This window comes from Pseudomonas sp. FW305-70, assembly GCF_058783925.1.
Genome location: NZ_JBYSYZ010000087.1, coordinates 1 through 2,612 on the forward strand (window position 1 = coordinate 1; position 2,612 = coordinate 2,612).

At 54.4% G+C, this 2,612-nt stretch carries 1 protein-coding gene and 1 pseudogene; both read right to left on the reverse strand.

The window, feature by feature from the left end:
* Window positions 1–129: 129 nt before the first annotated feature.
* Window positions 130–2,281 (reverse strand): annotated as a pseudogene (locus tag AC3WN7_RS28565) (TOTE conflict system archaeo-eukaryotic primase domain-containing protein).
* Window positions 2,282–2,391: 110 nt separating this feature from the next.
* On the reverse strand, window positions 2,392–2,612 hold a 221-nt coding region (locus tag AC3WN7_RS28570; RefSeq protein WP_102675856.1), incomplete at its 5' end, for a hypothetical protein.

The window sequence follows — 2,612 nt, forward strand, 5'->3', positions numbered from 1 at the left end:
TTTCCCCATGTGAGAGTAGGTCATCGTCAAGATTAAATTCCGAAACCCCAATTGCGAAAGCAGTTGGGGTTTTGTTTGTCCTTGAAAAAAGCATCCTGAGACTGGTGCGGAAGTTGACCGTCAACCACGTTAGAGTAGGTCCATGGTGGCCATGGAATCAGCCATGCGGTAGCCCATCGCTTTGTAACCCGCCTGGCGCTTATCCCACATTCTCAGCAGCGCGACATTTCCCCCGTCAACGAAGTCAATCACTCGCACGTCGGCCTTATCGGCATGCGATCGATGCAACCGCCCCGCATATTGCTGAAGGATTCCCTTCCATGAGATGGGCATTGCCAGTACCAGTGTGTCCAGCGGCGGGTGATCGAAACCTTCACCTACTAGTTTTCCTGTTGCCAACAGCACCCGTGGAGCATCAGGGGGAAGGGACTCAAATTTTTCTACCCTCGCTGTACGCCAACTCAATCTCCGAAACGATTTTGGCTGTCCGCTCAGAGTTGTCGGCTAGATGCCGAAAAACGTCCTGAATCCCAAAGCCGTCGGGGACCACTATTGGTTTTGACAGCAATCGAGGCACGACAGATAGGTCATGGGGCGCACTCGCTGGTCGAGCAGCAGAATGTCGGATCGGTCCGCACTGCATGAAAATAATGGGCTGCTGCCCATCTCGGCGCACTGGGGTTGCGGTGAGTCCCAGTACGTACCGCGCGGTCGCGCTCCTCAGTAGTCCCTCGAATGACACGGTTGATAGGTGATGACACTCATCAACGATGATCTGGCCGTAGTTTTTTACCTGATCGCAGATCTCGCCTTTTCGCGATAGCGACTGCATTACGGCAATGTCGATGATGCCGGTAAGCTTCGCTTCCCCCCCCCAAGGGTACCAACGACACCATTCTCGACTCCCAGGAGCGCCTGCAAGCGCTCTTGCCACTGCCTTAACAGTTCCGTCCGATGCACAAGCACCAACGTGTTAATGCCACGAGCGGCAATCAACGCAGCAGCACTCACCGTTTTACCGAAAGCTGTCGGTGCGCAGAGGATGCCGGTGTCATGACTTAGCATTGCGCTGACAGCAGCCTCTTGGTCAGAACGCAGGGTCCCGAGAAAACTCACGTCGATGGGGTCGCCCACGAAGCGGTCGTCTTTAAAAATAGGGGTAACCCCGTTTTCCTCTAAAAGCTCCAGCGCAGCATCCAAACAGCCACGCGGTAACGCAATATGTTTGGGGGAGTTCTGGGCACAGCCGATAATCCTTGGCTTGTTCCACACTGACATGCGCATGGCCTGAGCTTTGTAGAACTCAGGATTTTGAAAAGCAGCGAGCCGGACAAGCTGGTTTGCCAATGGCTGTGGCAATTCCGACTTTTCAAAGTAAATTAAGTTGGCCAGCGTGATGTTGACAGCAGCAGGTAGCGGGCATGTCAATTTGCGTGATCTCGATTCACGATCTTTCCAGGGTTCTGCATCACCTTCGTCATCGACGTAGGCGACCCCTAGAGGGTCTCGATTACCCATCGCCTGGACAATAACGGGCTGGATATCTTCTGGACTCATGCGCTGAATCGATGCCAGGAAGGCCCATTGATCAGGATGAGGCTCAAGCGTGTCGTCTACAAAAACGCTGTTGTTTTGGGCCTTGGCCCGCTTTTGCAAAGGGAGCGCGATGAGATTTCCAAAGCCGCCTTTGGGCATATAGTCCTGGTTTGGAAACAGTCGATCATAGGAGCTGAGCGCCAACTGGCGGGTGCGCTCACAGGCATGACTGATGATTGCGGCACCGGGACGTTCAGCCCATGGCATGACTGCACAAAAGCTTTGAGTCATCACGCCATTCGGCCTCATCGAAGTCGACAGCCAAAAAATAACAAGTGTCATCAGAGAGTAGGGGGTAGATACCAACGACCACTTCGCCCGCCAGATGGCGATAGACCACCTCATCGGTCAGCGGAAGCAGCTGGCGGTTACCGCAGTCACCACATTTGATTCGGGGGTTCTCACAAACGCCTGGTCTCCATTCGTTTGCGCAAGCGGGTGTGTATCCTGATTTGCCTGCCTTGCTTTCCCAGCGGATGGGGTAAACGTCCGTTCTGCCACGAAACAAGCTTCGGAATAGGGCAAGCTTTCCTTCAGTATCGAGTTGCTGTGATTGCTCTGTTTGGACAATCGCAATCTTGACCGGCTCAGCAGGCGGGCGCCAATCGATGCCATGAGCATCCAGCAAGGCAACCAATCTTGCATTCTCAGCCCTTAGCTGCGCCACCAGATTAGTGTCTATCACCGCCTTCAGCCTCTGCGTCTCAGGTGAAGCCTGTAGCCTCGAGCTCCAACCCTCAGTCCATCAGTAAAACATAGAGGTTATCAAACAACAGGGGTCCCCCCTGCCTTCATTCATTGAATATCTTTCAGATAATCCTTGAGCGCAACGAGCGGCGCATCTAGCTGCCCCATCGCCTGAATCCCGGCAAACTCACCCGCCAACCTCCGCAACTCCCGCCCCAACGGCCTATCCACACCCCCAACAGCCTCCAACGCCAACCCCACACACTCACCCACCTTTACCTGAATCCCCTCAACATCCCCCCGCCGCACCACCAACTCAAACACAAACC